Source organism: Lactobacillus sp. CA30L, assembly GCF_059900845.1.
The window spans coordinates 120,414-136,708 of sequence record NZ_JBWXGB010000002.1; the positions used below are offsets into that span (position 1 = coordinate 120,414).

Annotated in this window: 15 protein-coding genes and 1 pseudogene; 15 read left to right on the plus strand and 1 reads right to left on the minus strand. The window is 46.3% G+C overall.

Annotated elements, in window-relative coordinates; translation table 11 throughout:
• The first annotated feature begins 33 nt into the window (after window positions 1–33).
• The 13 genes and pseudogenes from AC2JF8_RS03090 to murQ all read left to right on the plus strand — a co-directional run bounded on the left by AC2JF8_RS03090 (window position 34) and on the right by murQ (window position 12,810).
• A complete protein-coding gene (locus AC2JF8_RS03090; protein WP_500729567.1) occupies window positions 34–1,386 on the plus strand; it encodes a PTS sugar transporter subunit IIC in 1,353 nt (450 codons plus the stop codon).
• A 215-nt stretch (window positions 1,387–1,601) separates the two neighbouring features.
• Window positions 1,602–1,889 carry a hypothetical protein gene (locus AC2JF8_RS03095; RefSeq protein ID WP_500761047.1) on the plus strand — a complete coding sequence of 96 codons (288 nt, stop codon included), beginning with the start codon at window positions 1,602–1,604 and terminating at the stop codon, window positions 1,887–1,889.
• Window positions 1,882–3,239: pseudogene (locus tag AC2JF8_RS03100) on the plus strand (PTS sugar transporter subunit IIC). The gene AC2JF8_RS03095 and the pseudogene AC2JF8_RS03100 overlap by 8 nt, the downstream one beginning before the upstream one ends.
• A 15-nt stretch (window positions 3,240–3,254) precedes the next feature.
• Window positions 3,255–4,355 (plus strand): DUF871 domain-containing protein, encoded by a 1,101-nt coding sequence (locus AC2JF8_RS03105; protein WP_500761049.1) that lies wholly within the window; start codon window positions 3,255–3,257, stop codon window positions 4,353–4,355.
• Between the two features lie 136 nt (window positions 4,356–4,491).
• Window positions 4,492–5,556 (plus strand): MupG family TIM beta-alpha barrel fold protein, encoded by a 1,065-nt coding sequence (locus AC2JF8_RS03110; protein ID WP_500761052.1) that lies wholly within the window; start codon window positions 4,492–4,494, stop codon window positions 5,554–5,556.
• A 179-nt stretch (window positions 5,557–5,735) separates the two neighbouring features.
• Window positions 5,736–6,209: a cysteine hydrolase family protein gene (locus tag AC2JF8_RS03115; RefSeq protein ID WP_500761055.1), complete on the plus strand. Its 474-nt coding sequence runs from the start codon at window positions 5,736–5,738 to the stop codon at window positions 6,207–6,209.
• A gap of 220 nt (window positions 6,210–6,429) precedes the next feature.
• The gene (locus tag AC2JF8_RS03120; RefSeq protein ID WP_500729572.1) at window positions 6,430–6,678 is read left to right on the plus strand and encodes a hypothetical protein; all 249 of its coding nucleotides are present in this window, start codon (window positions 6,430–6,432) and stop codon (window positions 6,676–6,678) included.
• A gap of 217 nt (window positions 6,679–6,895) precedes the next feature.
• Window positions 6,896–7,741 (plus strand): alpha/beta hydrolase, encoded by an 846-nt coding sequence (locus AC2JF8_RS03125; protein WP_500761058.1) that lies wholly within the window; start codon window positions 6,896–6,898, stop codon window positions 7,739–7,741.
• Window positions 7,742–7,941: 200 nt separating this feature from the next.
• A complete protein-coding gene (locus AC2JF8_RS03130) occupies window positions 7,942–8,805 on the plus strand; it encodes a MurR/RpiR family transcriptional regulator (protein ID WP_500761060.1) in 864 nt (287 codons plus the stop codon).
• 127 nt (window positions 8,806–8,932) lie between these two features.
• Complete coding sequence (locus AC2JF8_RS03135; RefSeq protein WP_500761063.1) at window positions 8,933–9,826, plus strand: alpha/beta hydrolase; 894 nt, start codon at window positions 8,933–8,935, stop codon at window positions 9,824–9,826.
• A 14-nt stretch (window positions 9,827–9,840) separates the two neighbouring features.
• Window positions 9,841–11,277, plus strand: coding sequence for a PTS transporter subunit EIIC (locus AC2JF8_RS03140; RefSeq protein ID WP_500761065.1), 1,437 nt, complete (start codon window positions 9,841–9,843; stop codon window positions 11,275–11,277).
• Between the two features lie 65 nt (window positions 11,278–11,342).
• Window positions 11,343–11,897, plus strand: a complete 555-nt coding sequence (locus AC2JF8_RS03145) for a PTS sugar transporter subunit IIA (protein WP_500761068.1) — start codon at window positions 11,343–11,345, stop codon at window positions 11,895–11,897.
• Window positions 11,898–11,913: 16 nt separating this feature from the next.
• Complete coding sequence (murQ, locus tag AC2JF8_RS03150; protein WP_500761071.1) at window positions 11,914–12,810, plus strand: N-acetylmuramic acid 6-phosphate etherase; 897 nt, start codon at window positions 11,914–11,916, stop codon at window positions 12,808–12,810.
• A gap of 64 nt (window positions 12,811–12,874) precedes the next feature.
• On the opposite strand, the gene AC2JF8_RS03155 is transcribed toward murQ, so the two are convergent.
• Window positions 12,875–14,131 (minus strand): MFS transporter, encoded by a 1,257-nt coding sequence (locus AC2JF8_RS03155; protein ID WP_500729578.1) that lies wholly within the window; start codon window positions 14,129–14,131, stop codon window positions 12,875–12,877.
• Between the two features lie 117 nt (window positions 14,132–14,248).
• On the opposite strand from AC2JF8_RS03155, the gene AC2JF8_RS03160 reads away from it, so the two are divergent.
• Entirely contained in the window at window positions 14,249–15,103 is an 855-nt protein-coding gene (locus tag AC2JF8_RS03160) for a helix-turn-helix domain-containing protein (RefSeq protein WP_500729580.1), read from the plus strand.
• 194 nt (window positions 15,104–15,297) lie between these two features.
• The gene (locus tag AC2JF8_RS03165) at window positions 15,298–16,272 is read left to right on the plus strand and encodes a ribose-phosphate diphosphokinase (protein ID WP_500729581.1); all 975 of its coding nucleotides are present in this window, start codon (window positions 15,298–15,300) and stop codon (window positions 16,270–16,272) included.
• Window positions 16,273–16,295 lie beyond the last annotated feature (23 nt).

The following is a 16,295-nucleotide window of genomic DNA, read 5'->3' on the forward strand; positions in this document are numbered from 1 at the left end:
TAATAGGCTATTAGATTAAGTAAAGGAGTAAATATGAATGTTTCCGATAAAATTAATAAGCTAGTTCTGCCACTAGCTGCAAAAATCGGTAATCAGCGACATTTGGTATCTATTCGTGATGCCTTTGTTGACATTACGCCGATTATTATGGTTAATTCAATCTTTGTTTTGTTAAATTCGTTGGTCTTAAATAATCCAGCCGTATTGAAAGCTTTTCCTTATGCAGCTAAGCTGACAGAAATGGGAACTATGGTTAACAATGGTACCATGGGTTTTATGACTATTTTTGTTACTTTTATTATTGGTTACAGATTGTTAAATAGTTATATTGCTGATGGTCGAATCGCTTCCAATGAAATTAGCCCAATTCATGCTGGTATTTTAAGTGTGGCGACAGCCCTAATTCTGTTTCCGCTTAATAATCAGGCGGTTGTTGCTGGTACGACTAAGAGTGTGACGGTAGGAGGAGTATATACACAAGCATTGACCTCTTCGGGTGGCATGTTTGTCGGACTGATTGCTGCAATTTTAAGCACCGAATTACTACTGTTTTTTTATAAAGCAAAAAAATTGCGGATTAAGATGCCGGAAGGTGTTCCACCTGCAGTAGCACAGTCTTTCAACTCATTGATTCCTGAGTCTTTAGTGGTAATCGTTTTTGCCGTGCTTGGCTTTGCATACGTACAAATTTTCCACCAGTCTTTCCCAGATCTAATTCAAACAATTATTTCGAAACCACTGCAAGCAGCAATGGAATCCTGGGTTGGCCTATTCGTCATCCAGTTCGTTACGCAGTTTCTTTGGTTCTTTGGCTTGCACGGTCAAAACATTGTTGCTTCAGTTACCTCTCCACCTATGCTTGCGGCGATTCAACAAAATGTTGCGGCCTTTGCGGCACATAAAGTGGTACCTAACATTGTGACTAACCCGTGGATTGGCATGTATACTTTATTAGGTGGCACGGGAGCAATTTTGCCGTTTTTGATTGCTATTTTTATTGCTTCCAAACGCAAAGATTACCGCGATGTAGCAAAGTTGGGGTTGCTGCCAAGTATCTTCAATGTTTCTGAACCTATTATGTTCGGTATGCCAGTAGTAATGAATCCTTACTTTGTTATTCCTTTTCTTTTCGTACCCTTAATCAATCTTGCAATTGCATATCCCCTAACGGTTTTGGGCTTAGTCGCAAAAAGCGTGGTTATCCCGGTTTGGACGATTCCACCTGTTTTGACTGCATGGGTAACCACGGCAGGTGATATTCCGGCAACTATTTTGTCATTATTATTATTTATTCTAGATATCTTTCTATATTTGCCATTTGTCATGGCAAGCAATAAGGGTCTTAAATTAGAAAATGAAATAAAAGAGGAGGGGATGAATTCTTAAGACTACTGACGCTTTGCTGCTTATATAACTTCTTCCTCAATAATGGTATTATTATAATTTGATCTAAGCAGAAATGGCTAAGGCATAAAAATCGTAAAGCAATTAATAACGCACAATAATTATAAACCGGTTAACCAACAGTGTTAGCCGGTTTGTTTTTGCGTTCAAAAAATGGAACAGCTGCTGGATTAAATTAGTGGATGTGCGTCCGGTTGGTGCAATTGCTCAAGGCAATTTTGCTAAATTGGGGTGGTCAAGGGCAAATAAGGGCGCAAAATTTTAGAAGGAAAAGAAAAATTAAAAATGGCATAAAATATTTTTGGCCTATACCATTTTTGAGAGATCGCCTCGTTAGCTTATCGTATACACTTTATCGTGGTATATACCAAATCAAGGAGGCCCGCAGCCACAAAGAATTTCAGCCATTTATAGTAAAACGCTTCCAAAATATATGTTATACTACAGCTGTAGTGAGATATAGTGAGGAGGAAGAATATGAATAAATTGATTAATTGGTTGAACAAGTGGGTTGTTCCTATTGCAGCCAAGATTGGGTCAATTCGTTGGCTTGTTGCCCTGCGTGACGCCTTTATTTCTATTATGCCGTTGATTATGGCTGGTTCCGTTGCCAGTGTTTTAAATGCCCTGGTAAGAGATTTGCCGACCCAGTTAGGCTGGATGGGCATCGTCAACTCAATGCAATGGCTGATTGGTATTAACTCCATGGTTTGGACAGGAACTACTGCTGTTCTAGCTGTGCTTTTTGCCTTTACCTTTGGCTATCAGTTATCTGTTCAATATAAAGTAGAACCAATTACTGGTGGGTTAGTTAGTTTGGGTACTTTTATTTCAGGCTTACCACAGAATTTTACAGTTGATTTGGGAAAAGCTTTATCTAAGGGTGATGTCAAAACTTTGACCGATGCCGGAACAGCTGTAACTGATAAGAATCTTTCTGCATGGGGTTACTTCAACTTCAACAAGTACTTTGGTGCTACCGGTTTCTTTACCGTCATGATTATGGGGCAATTGCTGTAACAATCTATATTGTGCTCATGAAGAAAAAAATCACAATTAAGATGCCAGACAGCGTGCCGCCGGCAGTTTCAAATGCCTTCACGGGTATTATCCCGGCAACCGCTGGTATTTTTACCGTTGGTATTATTGATTACCTCTTTAGTCTAAATCAGACGACGGTTATTGACTTTATTTCAAAGACTATTCAGGAACCATTAATGAATATTAGCCAAGGCTATGGATCAGTTCTGCTGGTTACTTTCCTGGTTCAACTATTCTGGTTCTTTGGTATTCACGGAACCAACGTACTTGCACCGATTACGGAAAGTATTTGGACAACCGCATTAATTGCTAATATGAACGCTGCAAAGGTTCAAAAGCCCTTACCTTACATGTGGACAAGAGCAGACTTTGACTTTTACGTTTGGATTGGCGGTGCAGGTTCGACTCTATTACTTTTGGTCGCTATTTTGATTTTCTCTAAGCGTGAGGACCAAAGAGCAGTAGCAAAGGTTTCACTTGTTCCGGGCTTCTTCAACATTAATGAACCAGCTATGTTTGGTCTGCCAATTGTGCTTGACCCGATTTACTTCATTCCGTTTATTCTGGCTCCATTAGTGATGGTTTCAGTTGCCTACGGTGCATTAAGTATGGGATGGGTTAATCCAGTAAGAAGTCAGATAACGTGGGCAATGCCACCGTTTATCAACGCTTTCTTAGGTACAATAGATTGGCGCGCAATTGTCTTGCAGGTTGTTAACATGATTATTGGCTTCTTGATTTACGTACCGTTTGTCAAGATTGCCAATAACGTCAAGCCTGACGAAGTTGCATAGAGAGCGTAGCAGTACATGAAACAGTTAGGAATTTCGCTTTATCCCGAACAGAGCACCTTTGACCGGGACAAGGAATACATGGATTTGGCATATAAGTACGGCTATCGCCGCATCTTCATGTCGCTTTTGCAGCTTAAGAGCGCAAGCGGCGAGGACTTGCTGGCTAGGCTGAAGCAAGATGTTGCCTATGCAAATAAATTGGGCTTTAAGACGGTTGTTGACATCAACCCCGTTCTGTTCAAGGAACTAAAGATTGATTATAACGACCTGGTCTTCTTCCACGACCTGGGCGTATGGGGCCTGCGTCTGGACGAAGGCTTCAGCGGCATGGAGGAAGCAGCCATGACGCACAACCAGTATGGTCTGAAGATTGAACTGAACATGAGTCGGGGCACCAACTATTTGGACAGCATCATGGCTTATGATCCGGAAGGTGACAACCTGATCGGCTGTCACAACTTCTACCCGCAGGAATATACTGGCCTGGGCGAAGAAATCTTCTTGGATTACTCCATGCAGTACCGTGATTACGGTCTGCACACCGCAGCCTTCATCTCGTCTAAGGAAGCCCAGTTTGGTCCCTGGCCCGTTCATGAGGGTCTGCCAACACTGGAGAGTGACCGTAAGCGGAATATTTTCAGTCAGGTGACGCACCTGCGCTTGACCAAGGTGATTGACGATATTATTATCGGCAACGCCTTTGCCAGCGAAGACGAATTGGCCGCTGCTGCCAAGGCTTTTACCAGTCCGTTTCCAGTATTGGGTGTTGACTTTGAAGGAGAGGTTCAGCCGCTGGAACGCAAGATTTGTCTCCAGGAACCGCACCTCTACCGGGGTGACGCTTCGGACTACTTATTGCGTGACACTAAGCCGCGCGTGGTCTTTGCCAAGGAATCAATCCCGGCCACTAGTGCTGCTAACGCGAGCTTTGAGCGGGGTGACGTCGCTATAGTTAATGATGACTACCCGCGTTATAAGGGCGAGCTGCAGATTGTGCAAAGGCCGTTTGAAAATGATGGCAGGCGCAATTTGATCGGTCATTTGCGGAGCGATGACATGGACCTGCTTGCTCTAATAGAGCCGTGGAGCACGTTTATGCTTCAAGAAAATGCGTAAGTAATAAATTGTTTATTCATAATAAGTCGTGGGCCTTTGTCTCACGGCTTTTATATTGCGGTTATTGTTTCCAAAATAAATAGTATAATAGTGTGAGTGAGTTCGTTATTCAAAAATTGGGAGAGGATGAAAGGTTATGTTGGGGTTCTCAATGTATCTTAACCGTGATTTAACGGCGCAGGATTACAATTATTTGCTTGCAATGCACAATGCTGGCTTTGCCACCGTTTTTACGTCACTGCATATTCCGGAAGATGACACTAGCGCGGTGCTGGGCCGACTGGAGGAGCTAACTAAATGGTGCGACAACTTGGGCACTGCCATTATTGCCGATGTTTCAAAAGAGGGTCTGCGTAATCTGGGCATAGCGATTAGCAACACGGAGCAGCTAAAAGGCCTGCACTTGACTGGCCTTCGAATTGACGACGGCGTCGCACTGGCCACCATCGCCAAGCTTTCCAAGCAGATGCCGATTGCTCTCAATGCGAGCACAATCAGTGCGGATGATATTGCCTATTTGCGTGAGCATGGTGCCGACTTTAGCCAGCTTAAGGCCTGGCATAACTACTACCCGCGCCCCGAGACCGGGCTCGATAGCGGTTGGCTCAAGAAGAAGAACGATTGGCTGCACCAAAATGGGCTGGAGACAATTGCCTTTGTGGCGGGGGACAGCGTCAAACGGGGACCGATCCATGCGGGCTTGCCGACGCTTGAAGGGGACCGGGACAAAAATCCGCTGGCTGCTGCGCTTGATTTGTCCAATTTAGGCTGCGATCACGTTTTTGTGGGGGATGCGGCCTTATCCCCGGAGATGATTACGAATTTTAAGAACTATCAAAAAGAACATGCGCTGACCCTGCACGTCGATACTGACCTGCCGGTGCTCTTCGATCATGAATGGCACAACCGGGCCGATGTTGCACGGGATGTGGTGCGCCTGACCGAGGGCAGGACGCGACAGTTGTTTAGCGTTGAGCCGCAGCCTGGCCCGCGGCCGCGTCCCCGGGGCACGATCACGTGTGATAATACGCGCTATCTGCGTTACCAGGGGGAACTGCAGATCACAAAGCGGGATTTGCCTGCCGATGAGCGGGTAAACGTTTTGGGGGAAATTGTTGCGGCTGATTTGTCCCTGCTCGACCAGGTTGGACCGGGGACCAAGCTGCTTTTTTGCTTGGCATCGGACCAAAAAGGGGATTAAATTGTTGGCATCAAGGCCTGTCCTGTTGTGACAAAATAATTGCACAAATGTAAAGCAGATTACATTGCAAGCCGCAAATATCGCGTTATAATGTAATCGAATTCAGGAATTTCTGTATTTTTGCATTCATGTTTAACTTATGAATTAGGTTATATGTTTTAGCGAGTGAGAGGAAAATAATGCCAACCGATAATTTGCTGTTAGTAGTTGATGTTCAAGAGCAAAATATGCGTTTTCTAAGTGGCAAGTCTGCCTTTTTAGAACGTGTTAACAAAATCATCAGAACGTTTCAGGAAAAGGGTGAGCCCGTTCTTTACGTTAAGCACCATAATTTGGGCAGCCTCTATCCCCAACTGGTTGTGGATAATGATGCGCCCGTGTTCACCAAAAAGGATCCAAGCGCATTTAGTGTTTCAGCGCTTGCACAGGCGATAAAGGAAGCGCAGCCCAAGAATCTCTTTGTCGTTGGTCTGACGAGCCAGACCTGCGTCCAGGCAACGGTTAAGAGTGCACTTGAGCGCAACTATTCAGTCACCCTGATTTCCGACGCGCACGACTCGGTGGTTAAGCCGATGCGTCAGCATTACAACCACCTGTTGACCAGGTTGGGCGCACACCGCTTGACGACCGACGAGTTCATGCTGGTTGAGTAGCATGGTTGTTGGGCCGTGATGACCCCTGCAATTCAAGCTGCTAGTGAAAACTGTTCCGCACCTGTAACGGATTGCGGGGCAGCTTTTTTGTATGTGAATAGTAATTGCCGGCGGTGAAGTCAAAGTTTGCAAATAAAAGTGAGAATTTATTTATTTTTTGATGTTAAGGTGCTAATATTAAACAAATATTAATTTTACTTTTATATTTGAGGTGAATATGATGGCTAAAAAAATACTTAAAGACCTAAACGAAAGCAAGGGCATCCACGCGCTGGCCCGGGAACACAAGGTTAATCGCATTGTCCTCCCGCTTGCTGCACTTTACGTGGTGTTTTTAATAATGACGGTGATGTTTAATTTCGGCATTTTTGCTAAGGCCATCTTAATCACCTTTGTGGTTCTCTTTACCTACTTTTTAATTGCCACGTCCCTAGACATCCGGGACTGGTACAAGAGAAGGCACAGCTGATAGTGCGGCGAACCGCGCGTGCGAAGTGCGGGATCAAAAAATGCGTCAAAATGGTTGACTTAACGTTGACTATAAGGAGTAAATTAACATTAATCCAGCAAAAAGGTTGGGTGAGCGGGAGCGGCTGTCACCGGGCGCAATCCTGTCTGAGCGTGACTGGCAGACAGGATTCTGCAGCTCGCTGGTGCCCGCATGTTAAAAGAGGAGATGCAGACTAATGTCAAAGAAGCACACGTGGTTTTTGACCGGATTGATTTTGTTTTTACTAGTTATTAGCAGCGGCTGTCACCAGCAGGAAGGTCCGGCTTCCAAAACGGCGGCCGTTAAGTCCACGCCGACACTGTTTCTGCACGGCTGGGGCAGCAGCGTGAACGCGGAACACCAGATGACTTCCGCCGCACGCAAGGCCGGTGCCACCAACAGCGTTACCCAGGCGATCGTTAATCCCCGGGGCGGGGTGAAATTAGTGGGGCAGATTCCGGCGAACGCACACAATCCGATTGTCGAGGTTGGGTTTCAGGATAATCGTAACGCTGATTACCACGAAGACGGTCGCTGGCTGAAAAACGTTATCCTCAAGCTGCAGCGGCAATATCACATCAAAAATATCAATTTGGTGGGGCACTCCATGGGCAACATGGCAATTGTCTATTACCTCCTGGACAACGCCCGTGAGGGCACGCTGCCGAAATTGCGCAAGCAGGTCGACATTGCCGGTCACTTCAATGGCATTATCGGGCAAAATGACGAGCCGAACCGGCGCAAGCTCAACGCCCAGGGCAAGCCGGACAAGATGGATGCCGACTACCGTGAACTGCTCGGGCTGCGGCGGAAGTACCCTAAAAAACAGGTCCGGGTCCTGAATATTTTTGGCGACAAAGACGACGGCACGCACGCGGACGGCGACGTGACGAATGCATCCTCGCAGTCTTTGCGCTACCTGGTGACGCCGCGGGCGTTATCCTACGCGGAATACAAGGTTGTCGGGCCGGGCGGACAGCACAGCCGCCTGCACGAGAACCGGCAAGTCGACCGCCAGTTGATTAAGTTTTTGTGGCCGTAGACTGCGCTTTCCACAAGATTGTTATTATTGCAAACCGCGTTTAATACGCGGTTTTTGTTTGCGTTAAGCTTGATAAGTTGTTTTCTGAAAATAATTATCACAAAAACACTAATATCATTGAAAAAATATTTTAAAAATATATAATGAAAGCGTAAACTTAAGTTTAAAAGACGATGATAGGCGCTTGAAAGAGGGTAAAGATGAATTTTGAAAATCGCGTCGCGGCTACACGCAAACACCTGACGGCTTCAGAGCAAAAGTCCGCGGACTACATCCTGGCCAATCCGCAAAAAATTATCAAAATGGGGATTAGTGACCTGGCTAAGGCTTCGGGTACGAGTGCCGCCACCGTCTCCAGGTTGGTGAAGAGTCTGCAGATTGAATCGTTCACGGCGATGAAGATGATGATTTTCGCTGACCTGGCCGGCAGGGCGGATGCGCAGGCGAGCCCTCACCTGGACATCACGGCTAACGAGTCGTTTGCATCAATCGGCAACCGGCTGATTAAAAATGAAATGGAGAACGTTAACCAGACCAAAGAATTGTTGAGTGAAAAAGTTTGCGATGAAGTTGTCAGCAGCTTGCTGCACGCGGGCCGAATTTACGTGTTCGGCGTGGGGGCCTCGGCCCTGGCGGCCAGGAACATTTACCAGAAGTGGACCAGGGTTGGCTGCAACGTATTGTTTGGCGAGGACATGCACGTCTTTCTGGCGCAGCTGACCAACGCCGGAGCGCACGACGTCTTATGGCTCATTTCGAATTCGGGCGAGACGCCGGAATGCCTTTATCTGGCTGACTGGGCACGCAAGCATGGCATTGCGGTGATTGCCCTGACCATGTTTGGGCAGAATAGTTTGAGCACGAAGGCCAACTGGGCGCTGATGACGTGCAAGCCAATCGAGCCGGATGTACGGGTAGGCGCAACCAATTCGATTACAGGTCAATTTTATGTGATTGACGTCCTGTTTTACCTGTATTTCAGCCGGGACTTTGAGCATAGTTCACGAGCAATTGCGGCTTCACGGGCGATGGTGAAAGATTATCGGGCTGCGTTTAAAAAGTAGTTTTTATAAATTGGTCTATACAGTTTATTGAAACAAAATATTGTGATAACAATAATTTTATATTTAATATTGCAAATTGGTATGATTAATTTTATACTGATTTTATTGTTAAATTTAGGAGGCAAAAATGAAATTAAGGAAATATTGGCCAAGCCTGTTGGCGTTAATTCCGATGGTTTTTCTGTTAACTGGATGTGGAAAACAAAAAGCAGCGGCGAATACAACGGTTAAACCAAACCAAAGTCAGGTCGCTACCACAACAATGTATTCCAAAAAGCTCCACTTAGATTGGAATTATGATGTATACTTGCCCGCCGGCTATGATCCAAATGGTACTAAAAGATATCCTGTTTTATACATGATGCACGGCGTGAGCGGCAACCACCGGAATTTGCTTGAGCGTTTTAATTCACAACAAATCTTGGATGGTCTGGTTCATCGTAAAAACGAAAAAATGATTGTTGTTTTTGTGGATGGTTTCAACAGCTTCTACGTTAACCAAAAAGGTGGAATGCAAATGGAAGATGCCATAGTCGATGATATGGTGCCAACGATTAATAAGCTGTATAAGACCAAGACGGATGCAGCACATACCGCAATCGGAGGTATTTCGATGGGTGGGTACGGTGCAGCTCGGTTTGCCCTTAAGTACCCTAAGATTTTTGGCAAGGCTGTTTTGATTTCGCCAGCGGTATGGTATGACCTGCCTAACGATAACCCAATTAAGATGAGCATGCATGCCTTCACTGATGGCAAAAAGAATTGGTCTGACAAGGTTTATGATTCGATTTTTCCAACCAAGTACCTTAATGCTCAATCTGCTCAGACCAAGTTTTTCGTTGAGTCTACTTCTTCGGATACAACCGTTCCGATTAAAGACGTGAATCGCTTTGTAAATGCGCTAAAGGCGAAAAATATGAATGTTAAATTCATCAAAGATAGTGGTGATAACCACAACTGGACATACTGGACAAAGGCTGCGCCAAATGCCTATGGCTGGGCTCTGGACGAGATGAATTAACGAGGTGAATGAAAATGACAAAAAATTCTAACGAAGAATTAGCCGCACAGATTTTGAAATTGATTGGTGGAAAAACCAATGTCAGTGAAATTATTTCTTGTATGACGCGGCTGCGTATAACAATTAAGGACGATTCCTTGGTTAATATGGACGATTTGAAAAAAACAGATGGAGTCTTAGGAGTGGTTCAATCCGAAACTCTACAAGTAGTGCTTGGACCTGGAAAAGTTAGCAAAGTTGCCCAAATCATGGCCAATCTTGCCGATATTAACTTGGGATATGAAAGCGATGAAGGCAGCTTAGAAGAAGTTAAGCAACAGGCGCAGAAAAACAAAGCTGCACAGAAGGCAAAACATGACAAACCTCTGCAGCGGGGGCTGCACCATATTGCTAATGTGTTTATCCCACTATTGCCGGGAATCATTGCAGCGGGACTTGTAAACGGGATTACCAACGTTATTGATTATCAAACGGGCAACGCATTTGCGAACGATTGGTGGTACATGACCATTAAGACAATTGGCTGGGGATTATTTGCCTTTCTACCCGTTTTTGTTGGGATGTATGCTGCTAAAGAATTTAAAGGCAGTCCTATTCTAGGTGGAATAGGAGGAATCTTTTGCTTAAGTCTTGGGGTGCCAACTTTCCCTCTAGCTTCGTTGGCAATTTCAATGCCAATTACCGATAAGCCTTATGTAACTGGCGTTGGTGGGCTCTTGACTGCTCTTTTTATGGGTATCTTTATTGCGCTTGTTGAGCGCTGGATCAGAACCTGGATGCCCAATATTTTTGATACGTTCTTTACGCCAATCCTAACGCTCATTTTCTGCTGTTTGATTTCTGTAGTTTTCCTGCAGCCAGTAGGCAACTGGTTGACTAATATTATCTATATTATTTTTGATTTCTTATACACAAAGCTGAGCTGGTTTGGCGGATACATACTGTCTTCGACATTCCTGGGATTGGTTTCTGTCGGCTTGCATCAAGCGCTAACGCCTATTCACGTTATGCTAAATGATCCAACTGGACCTACTCATGGAATCAACTACCTGCTGCCTATATTAACAATGGCTGGTGGCGGTCAAGTCGGGGCCGGACTTGCGCTTTACTTAAAGAGCAAGAACAAGCGGTTTAAAAAGATGGTTATGAGTTCAATTCCCGTCGCAATTTTGGGAGTTGGTGAGCCTCTGATGTATGCCGTTACTTTACCGTTAGGCAGGACTTTTATTACTGCTTGTTTAGGTGCCGGTTTTGGTGGCGTTGCAGCCTCATTGTTCCACTTAGGAACGGTCTCTCAGGGTGTCTCGGGTATTTTTGGCCTACTGATAATACAGCCGGGTCAGCAGCTGCAATTTGTTATTGCAATGCTGATAGCATATCTAGGTGGATTTATTTGCACATGGTTCTTTGGCTTTGATGAAGGCAGAATTAATGAGCTGTTTCCGGAATAAAGGTAACTAGTAATCTCAAAACGATTAAAGCTGCATATACGTTGGCAATAAACATAGGAGGCAAAATGAGTACAGGTAAATTTACGAAGATGGGGCAGAAAATTCATGATCGCATTTTCGGCATGAAAAAGGCTGAACCCGCCCAGCATGCCGCAAGTGTGGCGCTTGATTTTGCCAGCCCCGTCAGTGGTCAGCTTGAAGAATTAGCTGCAGTTGACGACGATGTTTTTTCACAAAAGATGGTCGGTGACGGCTTCGCGGTGGTGCCAAAAGACGGCAAGATCGTTGCGCCCGTAGACGGCACGATTGTGACCGTCATGAACACCAAGCACGCCATCACGATGAAGTCGGCCGTGGGCGGCTTGGAAATTCTGTTGCACTTCGGCATCGATACCGTTGACCTGAAGGGTGCGCCGTTTGACGTCATGGTCCACAGCGGCCAGGGGGTCAAGCGCGGCGACGTTTTAGCGCAGATGGATATTGCCGCCATCAAGAGCGCCGGCAAGGGCATTGACGTCATCACTACCGTTACCAACATGGACCAGGTTGCCGCGCTTACGCCGGTGACGCCGGGTGAGGTTGCTGCTGGCCAAAATGCAATCACGGTCACAACCAAGTAAATAACTAGAGCATATTATGGAAATCAAAAATTTAGTAACTGAAACGCGTAATCCACTGACGATGGGGATCGACCAGATGTCGACAAAAGAAATGGTTAAAACCATTAATGCTGAAGACCAGAAGGTCGCTCCCGCCGTCGGCAGTCAGGACGAGCAGGTTGCCCGTGCAATTGATGGGGCGGCTTCCCGTTTTGCCCGTGGCGGCCGGCTGATTTACGTCGGAGCGGGCACTAGCGGCCGGCTGGGCGTGCTTGATGCCGCCGAACTGGTGCCGACTTACGGCATCAAGTCGGAACGGGCCGTTGGTCTCATTGCCGGTGGCCGTGAAGCGATGTTTGCTGCCGTTGAAGGGGCCGAGGACTCGTCGGAGCTTGGTGAAAAAGACCTGCGTGCATTGAACCTGACGACGACAGATACTGTTCTGGGACTGGCAGCCAGCGGCCGCACGCCCTACGTTGTCGGCTGCCTTGATTACGCCAAACAGGTCGGTGCCCTGACCGTGGCCATTGCCTGCGTGCCCGATTCCGTGATCGGCCACCACGCCGAGATTGCGATTGAGGCGGTCGTCGGTCCCGAGGTCATCACCGGTTCGACCAGGATGAAGGCGGGCACCGCGCAGAAAATGATTCTCAACATGATTTCAACTGGCGTGATGATCAGGCAGGGCAAGGTTTACCAGAACGTGATGATTGACGTGCAGCCGACCAACACTAAGCTGGTCGACCGTGCCTGCCGCATTATCAGTGCGGTCACGGGCGCCAGCCTTGACCGTGCACGCGCATTTTTGAAAAAAACAGACAATGATGTTTCCCTGGCCATCGTGATGCTCAAGACGGGCAAGAACAGGGCGGAAGCCGCCACGCTTTTGGCCGCACACGACGGGAACGTCGGCCGAGTCCTGCAGGAAAAGTAATTTACCGCATTTTGAGTAAAAAGAAAGCTTTGACACACTTAAAAGTTAATCAAAGCTTTTTTGTTTATTGCTTTGCCGGCGTTGCTTGTTTTGTTTTGTTGACTTTTATCATTACAATCAAAGTAACAGTGAAGACAATTGCGCTAAATCCTAGGACACCGTACAGGGCATAATTAACGTTGATTGTACCAGCTATGGTGGTAAATAATGTCGTCATTAATGGGCCAGCGATTGCTAAGATTGTGTTTAAAAGTCCGGCTGAAGAAGCTAAAATTTTACGATCTACGGAGACCACCAACCATTGCATTAACTTAGGACTGATTGTACCAATCAAGAAACCAAGGATGGCCATTAAGATAAGGCAGGATACGCTGTTTTTGTTTAAAATGCTAACGGCCATAATGGCACTACTGATAGTAGATAATAAAGATAGCTGGAAAAGCGACGTGTTTTTAAGGAGCTTGGTTCCGACTGCACTGCCAAGAGCTAAGCCGGTTGCGGCAGCGGCTCCTAGAAGTGCGATGGTGAAACTATAGCTACCGATAAGCATGCTTTTGTTGCCGGCAATAACGATTGAAATTAGTGGCTCAACCGTGCTGAGCAGACCATTAAGCATAGCTACAACTAAAACGATCGTTAAGAGTCCGTGGGCTTTCCTTACTTGCTTGAATGATGAGCCAATCGTGGCAAAGAAGTTTTGGTCGTTGACCTCTTCTTTCTGGTCAGGCTGCTGCTTGCGAACACTTGCGCCAATGTTGGCATAGAGTAAGCCGGCTGCTAAGAAGGTCAGTGCGTTGACAATGGCTAGTTCTGAGTATGACATGAAGAGCAGGAGCCCGGAACCGACGAATTGTGCGACCAACGTAATTAGTTGTGATACGCCACTGGTAAAGCCCTGGGCTTCAGCCATTTCATTTTCACCGACGAGACCAACAATTAAGGGTGTTTGTAATCCACCAGAATACATGCCGGAGAGATCAGACACAAAGTTGAGTCCGATAACCATTAAAACTAGGTTCCAGCCGGCAATATTGGTGACAAATAGTAGACCTACCAGCATGTACAGGGCAAAGCGGATGACTGCAAGCCAGACAATTACGCGGTACTTATTGTGCGTCCGGTCTGCCAGGTAGCCACTGAGACTTTGAATTAAATCAGGCAGCGATTCGGTAATCGCAATCAAAGATAATGCTAGGGAGTAATTTTTTAATTTGCTGGCATAAGTCATGAGTGCCAGGTAAAAAAGGATGTTGCCTGCACCGGATAACCAGCTGGCAATTGTAAATTTTCTGTAGTTTTTATTCTTTAAAAAGATGTTCATAATATTTGCCTCTCATTTCTTAATTTGATGATATTTTTATTATAAAAGGGCTATAATTTTAAATATAAAAATGTCGTATTCGAAATTTTTTGATCAAATAAGAAAGAGGCAAGCGTGATGACAATCGGAGAATTATTGCGGCAGTACCGCCTGGAGCAGGGTAAGACGCAGAAAGAGTGGGTCGGCGGCGTGGTCAGCACGTCGTATTATTCCAAGGTGGAAAAGAACATTCACCGCATTACGGCCGAGGACCTGCTCAGCCTGTTTCGTGCCAATAACGTTAACCTGCTAGCCTTCTTCAGCAAGTTGAGCTGGTCGGACAAGGCCAAGTATGACCAGAACGAAGAGGTGGGTCAGCTAATCAATGAAGCCTATTACCAGCGAGACGTCGAGCGGCTGCAGAGCCTGAGACGCAGCGTTGAAAAAATGGGCGGGGTCAATATGAATATTCAGCTCCTACTAATCGATGAGGCCATCGCTGACATAACGGATGATTTTTCTATGTTGGGCGCTGAGGGGCTGCAAAAGCTCAAGGAACTGATCTTTAGTTCCGATAACTTAGATGAAAAAAGACTGCGTCTATATACCAACCTGGTTCCTTACTTCGACTTCGAAAGCAATGTGGTGCTTGCTAGACGCGTAATCAACCAATTCGGCCAGTCGCAAAGTACGAGCATTCAAGAAGCAGTGTTGGGCATATGTGCGAATATTTTGATTGAGTGCATTGAAAAAGACAGGTATGAAAAAGCAGGACCATTTATTGAAGCGGCCGGTAAAATCCCAACCAGACAGGAATTGTTTTTCATCAAGAACATGCTCGTAATACTTCAAAATATGGTTGCCTACCATGATGACAAGCAGGCAGAGCATTTAGCACAGGCGCAAAGGGCCATCGCTAATTATGCCCTGCTGGGGATGCCCGAATACGGCCAAGAAGGGCAGAAATTTTTTGACCAATACAAGGAGCAGTAGCAGCCGGCGATTTTGGGGAGAGACCGTGTGCTTTTGCTATTTGTAAACAGCAAAACTTACTAAATTGCTGACGTATCTAACCATAAAGGCTTGAATGTCGCGTGGTAAAGTTGAATAATAATATAAGAGAATAACTTTTTCGGATAACTTTTGGTAAAATAATAAGTTGTTAACAGTTTTTTACGGAGGAAATTATGTCTTATAAAGACAATATGATGTTGTTTGCCCTTAATTCGAACGTGCCGCTTGCCGCAAAAATTGCTGACCGGGTTGGCATCCCCCTTAGCAAGTCCAGCGTTCAGCGCTTTAGCGATGGTGAAATCCAGATTAACATTGATGAGTCGGTCCGGGGCAAGGACGTGTACCTGATTCAGTCGATGAGCGTTCCGGTTAATGACAACCTGATGGAACTGCTGATTATGATTGACGCCGTGCGCCGGGCCAGCGCCCAGACGATTAACATCGTGATTCCATATTACGGCTATGCGCGCCAGGACCGCAAGACCCGTCCGCGTGAGCCGATTACGGCTAAGCTTGTGGCCGACATGCTGCAGGAGGCTGGCGCCACCCGGGTGCTGTCGCTTGATCTGCACGCTCCGCAGATTCAGGGTTTCTTCGATATTCCGGTTGATAACCTGATGGGTGCGCCGCTGCTCGCCGACTACTTCCTGAGCAACCACCTTGAAAAGGATGCAGTGGTCGTGTCACCGGACCACGGTGGCGTTACCCGGGCCAGAAAATTAGCTGAATTCTTGGGCACAACCATTGCAATTGTCGATAAGCGTCGTCCGCGGGCCAATGTTGCCGAGGTAATGAATATTATCGGCAACGTGAAGGGCAAGCGCGCAATCATTATTGATGACATGATTGACACTGCGGGCACGATCACGCTGGCGGCCCAGGCACTGATTGATGCAGGCGCAACGGAAGTTTATGCCAGCGCAACCCACGCCGTTTTGTCCGGCCCGGCAACTAAACGACTAAATGATTCTCCGATTAAAAACTTGGTCTTGACGGATTCCATCAACCAGCCAGAGGAAAAGAAGCTGGACAAGACCCTGCTTGTTTCAGTAGGACCACTGATTGGGGATGCTATCAAATGCATCCAGAGGAATGAACCGCTCAGCCCCCTGTTTAACACCCGATACCAAAAAGATAAGCACGAATAATTTCACAGGTTTAAAAATTAAGC